This window comes from Enterococcus sp. S183_ASV_20 (assembly GCF_018919685.1).
Classification (GTDB): domain Bacteria; phylum Bacillota; class Bacilli; order Lactobacillales; family Enterococcaceae; genus Enterococcus; species Enterococcus faecalis.
The window spans coordinates 1-6057 of the sequence record NZ_JAHLRI010000096.1; the positions used below are offsets into that span (position 1 = coordinate 1).

6 protein-coding genes and 1 pseudogene are annotated in these 6057 nt (G+C 35.7%); all 7 read right to left on the minus strand.

The genetic code is table 11. The features are described from left to right. Positions 1-232, minus strand: a 232-nt coding sequence (locus KQI94_RS15195; protein ID WP_216454571.1) for a DUF3850 domain-containing protein, incomplete at its 3' end; no start/stop codon positions are given. Positions 233-244: 12 nt separating this feature from the next. Next, on the minus strand, positions 245-745 hold the full coding sequence (locus KQI94_RS15200) for a DnaJ domain-containing protein (protein WP_142959368.1): 501 nt from the start codon (positions 743-745) through the stop codon (positions 245-247). Between the two features lie 32 nt (positions 746-777). Further along, entirely contained in the window at positions 778-1044 is a 267-nt protein-coding gene (locus KQI94_RS15205; RefSeq protein WP_002368091.1) for a hypothetical protein, read from the minus strand. A 591-nt stretch (positions 1045-1635) separates the two neighbouring features. Further along, positions 1636-2124 carry a hypothetical protein gene (locus tag KQI94_RS15210; protein ID WP_216454573.1) on the minus strand — a complete coding sequence of 163 codons (489 nt, stop codon included), beginning with the start codon at positions 2122-2124 and terminating at the stop codon, positions 1636-1638. A 5-nt stretch (positions 2125-2129) separates the two neighbouring features. Next, a complete protein-coding gene (locus tag KQI94_RS15215; protein WP_025190874.1) occupies positions 2130-2915 on the minus strand; it encodes a replication-relaxation family protein in 786 nt (261 codons plus the stop codon). 522 nt (positions 2916-3437) lie between these two features. After that, entirely contained in the window at positions 3438-5696 is a 2259-nt protein-coding gene (locus tag KQI94_RS15220; RefSeq protein WP_002406545.1) for a TraM recognition domain-containing protein, read from the minus strand. Then, positions 5683-6057, minus strand: a pseudogene (locus tag KQI94_RS15225) (hypothetical protein); the annotation flags it as partial. The pseudogene KQI94_RS15225 and the gene KQI94_RS15220, both read right to left, overlap by 14 nt.

Sequence of the window (6057 nt, forward strand, 5' to 3'; positions counted from 1 at the left end):
CTAGCACCACATAACCTTCACGTTGTGCATAATCCGTGATATAAATAACTTCCGCTTCGCATTCATCATCTAAATACATGCCATTCATATATTCTTCGAGAATTAAAATATCCCCTACTTGAAAATTACGATCGTTCTTTCTTATCTCAAATGTTTTTCGCCGTTCTTTTACTGCCTTGAAAAACTCGGTTTCAATTTTTAATGTGTGAATAGTCGGGTGTTGTTGTTCCATTGTACTTCCTCCTTAGGCTGTTGCTGTTAATGTCTTTTGTTTGGCTTGTTCTTCTTTAACTACCTGCGAACCATACATATTGCGAATATCGCTCATATTGTATTTTTTCTTACTGCGTTTTTTATATCCATCGGGGGCTAAATACCAGGACTTTTTGTTGTTGCTCCATTTCATATTTAAAGCTTTCAACTCTTCTTTATAAGGCTTTGTATTCCCTGATACCCATAAGAATGCGCCTATCACTTCAATTGAAACATTTTCCATTTTTAGTATTAACAACTTGTGTATGATTTCTTGCCATTCTTGCGGTGTTTCTGTCGTTTCTTTTTGGTAGTACTCACCTTCTTTATTTTTGTGTGTATTTTTAAGCTTATCGAACAACGCTTCATACTCGTTATTTATTTGCGCCATTTCTTTATCAGTACCGCCCATGTCAGGGTGGTACTTTAAAGCTAGCTTTTTATATACGCGTTTCAATTCTTCTAATGTCGTTACATCTTTGATAAATTTCATGCTAATCGCCCTTTCTGATTGTTGCTGAACAGCTAAGCTGCCCAGCGTTCCAATTTTTCAATTGATTTTTTATCATTTTCAAGGTCGGCTTTTGTGTACCATGCTGGTAACTCTTTATCAGAAAATAGACTGTAGATAAATTCTAAGATTTCCATGCTTTCTCTAGCTTTAACAGCTGATTCACATTGATTAACGTAATATCTTACATCTTGTCTAAGTCTATCGACATAAGAATAATGAAACGTTTTGTTTCCTTCTACCATTTTTTTAAATCTGTTTTTTTCTTTTGTTGTTAGCATTTTGCTTTCCTTCTTTCAATTTTTATTTTCAAACAACCAATAAATAACTATGTTTTTGTCAACGCTTTTCCGACCAACCTTTTCGGTTGAGAGAGTGAGGCGCCGGGTGTTAGGGGTGCAACCCCTAAGGTTTGATTAGGCTCGTTTTTAGACGAAGGCCTGTTTGTTTGATTTCGCTTTTCAGTTTTCAAAGGTCAGAGGGGAAATTCTGGTTAGATTCCCTTTTCGTATATCGGTCGTTCGGCATAACCGACTAGAAAACATGTTCTGTCGGAGGACAAGGGTCGGCTTGCCGATGCCACTTGCCCTTGACCTCCGACAGGTTATGTTTTAGGTTATACTCGCCGAGTGACTGATAGACGATTAGGGAATCTTAGAAATTACACGGCTGTGAGAACTGATAAATCAAACACACTAGCCCTTCCTAAAAACGGGCCTGATTCAGACGCATGGTTTTTGCGTCTGAATCACTACGTCGGTTCTCCGACGTAGAAAAAAGAACGAAGCTTGACTTCGTTCTTTTCCTCTCTTAGGTGAGCGTATGCGAACTCAAACAATCTATTGGTGTTCTTCTGAAAGAAGAAAAGCTTGTTAATCATATTCTACGTGCTTTTTCACTTCATGTAAGCAGCTACTTAAAATTATCAAGTAGTTTATTAATACTTCAAATTTCTCGACATAAATTTCAGGAATAGAGACACAATACCTGTTAAAATTAACGCAGCGAATTTTTTCAAAATTTAAGCTAAAAGGTGTTCCATAGAAAATAGTAATTAACTTTTTTAAAGACAATAAATCATTAATAAAAATTGGGACAGCTTCTTTAGAAATACCATATGTTCCATCATGATAAATAGTGATTTCTACATCTCCTAAAATACATAAGTTTTCATTATCTAGCGTTAATCGAAAAGATCTCACGATTGTTTTTGCAAGTGTAACAGGTTGCCACCAAATGACCTGCCATCGTCTTTTGCTTATGGGAATAAGTCCTGTTTCATCATCCAGACATCCTAATTTTTTTAACTCTCTTTCGTAACCGGCTAGCTTCTTGTTGAATTCTTTCTCTATTCTTCTCATGAAACTCACTCCCAATTAATGAATTTATCTTTTTCTAGTAATCGTTTCAGTTCACTTTCAAATTCTTCAGCTGAAAAAACATGCAATCGATCAAACACTTCTTTGTACTCGTCCCCTTCTTTGTCAATAAAATATTCTTTAAACATATCAAGTTCTTCTTTAATGATTGAACTAGGTGTTACATAAATTAAGCGTGCATCTTCATAATTTTTTAAATGTTTAATGTATTTCGGAAACACACCCTGACTATAACGTCGTTTTGTTTTTAGTGTTAATTCTATTTCAAATTGCCACTCTACTTCTCGTCCAATACTATCCAAAAACATAAAAATGAAGTCAGGAACAAAGTATTTTACGCCTTTTTGATTTTTCTTCTCGTCCTTTACTTCATATACTTTTCGACGTTCTGATACTACCGCCTTAAGGTGCGGGTGCTTATTACAAAGTTCCAACATTTTTATCAGATAATCATTAATTTGTAAGTGGTGTTGTAAATTGTATTCAGGAACTTTTGGCAAGGTGTAGTACCCACCAATGTAATTATGGCCTTCTTTTGTTAGGTAATAAAATTTTGTTAATCCGATTTGGGAACATTCCACTAGATTTTTTTCCTTCAGTTTTTTTAGATTACCGTATACACTACTTTTTTTTGCCATATTATCAAATTGACAAAAATCAATAAGTTGTTTTACCGATACAACTCTCAATTCATGTAGTAAACACAAAAGAATCAAGTGTATCTTATCTTCTTTTGAATAATCAATAAAGTAATTGTAAAGTAATGGTTTCAAAGTATCACCTCATTTCTATAAAATGTACAAATAGGCAAAGCCTATTTGTTTCATTGAAAAAGAGTTTCGGAACAACGTGTAGAAATACTTTTTCAGCTTTTAAGTCCTCCAAGTTTTGGTGGAGGATTTAGGAGGTTGTTGCTTTGGGCGATAGTCCCTTCAAGGTTTGGTGAAGGGGCGTCTATCGCAAGGGGTAGTTGTTAATCTTTTGAACTTTATCTTTTGAACTTTTTTCTTTATTTTTTATTACTTCTATCACCTTACTCATTCTATTTTTTTACTCTATTCTGTTTGTCCTCGGCGCTTGGTATTTTTTTCGTAGTTGCAAAATTCCTGACCATTTTCGCTTAATGGGGGTTTTAACCCACGTTGAGCGAAAATGGTCAGGAATTTTGCAGGCGGAGAAAGCCTTTTATACCAAGCGCCGAGGACACGCCACTACAATTTATAATTCCACACACTTTCCAGTGGTTTTCCTAAGTATTTCCATGATGTTTCCAAAATTTGACACACTATATTAATCTATTTTGAATTACTTTTTTGTAACCATTCGAGTGCGTTTCGCACATAAACTTTTTGTGGTGGGAGGTTTACATTTTCTGCTGTACGATAAATAATAAACTCCCCTGTACGCAATTCTTTTATCTTGTTTGGACTAATTTTGAAGCGATCTACATTACGTTTGGTTCCTCTATCTCCTGACCAATCAGATTTTCCAACATCTGAATAACCATCTTCTTGTTCCGTAACTGAAGTTACATCAATGTCTTGATACGTTCCCATTGTTTCACTCCAATACTCGGCTTCACCTTTTTCGTTGGTCTTTCCAATGAACAAAGTATTCACATTTCCGACAAGTTGTTCCATTAATTTATCCCCTAATTTTGCAATATCTGCCATCGTTTGAGGGGTGAAAATACCGTAAACACCTGCACCTCTACCTTTATTTACCATATCAATAAACGTTTCATTTAGATAAGAAGCAGGTTCATCAAAAATCACAAGGACTTCACGTTTAACATTTTTTCGATACATTTCAGAAGCAAAATAATTTACGTCTCCGACTAACATTTGGGCTAAAGTGCGGATATATTCTTTGTAAATCAACCCATTGAACGATACGTAAACTAACTTTCGTTGATTGACAATTTCTTGCACATCGAGAACATTTTTTGCGTTTTTAGTATCAAATAATTTTCCTAACTCACTGTCTAATAACATGTTAATGTTTGTCTGTAATGCTTCTGATGTGGCATACAAATAAAACGGTGAATCTTTATGTTCATAACGAATAAATAATCGTTCGAACAATTTTTGTTTGATATTTTCTCCTGTTTCTTTGTCTGTTGGCAAATATCTTAGGTTTCGTTTTAGTAATAAATAGTACGAGTCTAAATCTAATGTTTCTGGATTAAGGACAATCGTTTCCGTTTCTTTTTGTGCTATTCCTAGTTGGGAAATGTTTCTAAATTTACTGTTCTTAATTTGTGAATCTTCCTCTTTTTCTTCTTTATCAAGATCTGAATCAGGCAGTATCTCGCTTCCTTCTTTCACTGATTTTTTCTTAGGTTTTTGTATTTTCTTTTCTACTTCAATCTCAAATAGTTTGGGATTGTTTGGTAAAATCGCATCCGCAAATAAGTGTAAAACATTTCTCGGAAGTAAAAATCGTTGAACAAATGGTAGACTTCGTTCAACGGTTTCTGTCGTACGAGTGTCTCCAGATAAAGTAACCTTGGCTCCTTTAAACTCGTCTAACAATTGAATTGTTACTTGCAAAAGAGCTTTCGCTGCGCCTGAATAAAAGACACTTTCTGTTTCGGCTAAAGACACTAACTTATCCCGAATAGATATGTCATTTCCATGCTCTACTGGGTTATATCTCATATCGCCATCATCCGTAAAAGCATGTACTTCTTTGTCATAAAATTTGGCAATTTCTCGCATACTTTCTAATGTATCTCGAGCGCCTTTTCCATCAATCAATATCACCGGAAAATTAAATTTGACTGCGTGTTGGACGAGTAATTGAAGTAACGTTGTTTTCCCTGAACCTGTCGTTGCGGGAACAAGAACATGCTGATTGAACTCTGAAAAGTTGATGATATACGGCAACCCGAACTCACTTGTACCAAGCAATAATTGATTGGATAGTTCTTTATACTTGTCAATATCAACCGTTTCTACTGCTTCTTCATACGCTTCTTCTTGTTCATCTGTGAAGCGTTGCGACTCTTCAAATTTATTTTTTTCTCGGTCTTTGTAGGCTTTTGATTCGGTTATTTTCTTCCGTTCGTCTTCCTTTGAAATCACTTTTCGTTTTGCCACAAATGAAGAAAATGCCAAAAAAATGGCTCCCATTCCGCTTGATCCAATAAGCAAAGCGACTATTGTCTCCCAATTAAAACGCAGTGCTGTATGAAGAAGATTTAAGGGGAAAAGAAGATACGCAGACAGATACCCTCTGGGAATCCAGAGGATAAATGCAAAGACATTTATTACAAATAACACAGCTGAAAAACTAAGAAAGACAATACTATTTCGTTTCAAAAAACTCTCATAATCCATATCAAATACATTTGCAGCCTTGTCTCTTTTATCAACCGCTAGACCAATTAGTAATGGAATACTGCCTAAAATCGCAAAAGGATATAAAAGAACTCCGACTAATCCAAAGACTAGTCGGAGTTGGTGGTAGCGAGTCATTTTTTGTTGTTCTTGCCCTATTGGCGGTTTCTTTGGTTGTAGCAAGCCATTGTTAAACAAATTATTTCCTTGCACGAGGTTGTCTCACTCCTTTAGGTTTGTTTGTTATCTTCTGTGTACCAGGTTTCTTGCGTTCTCTGCGAACAACTGGTGATTGTTTAGTTCTCTTTTCTTTCTTAATTATTGGCGTATTATGTCTATTCATACGTGTGATTGGCTCATTTACCTTGGGTTGTACACGTTGTGGTGTAGAATGCGTTTGAGGTACATCAACTTGCGTTACTTGCTTCACTTGATCCATTTTTTTACGTACTTCTGGACGTCGATAGGCAGGATTACTTCCCAACGTTCCACCACTTCGTTTGACCGTTTGGGCCGCTACTTTTGGTTGGATATTTTGACGAGTCGTTGGTTGTCCTGTTCGTCTTGGACTACG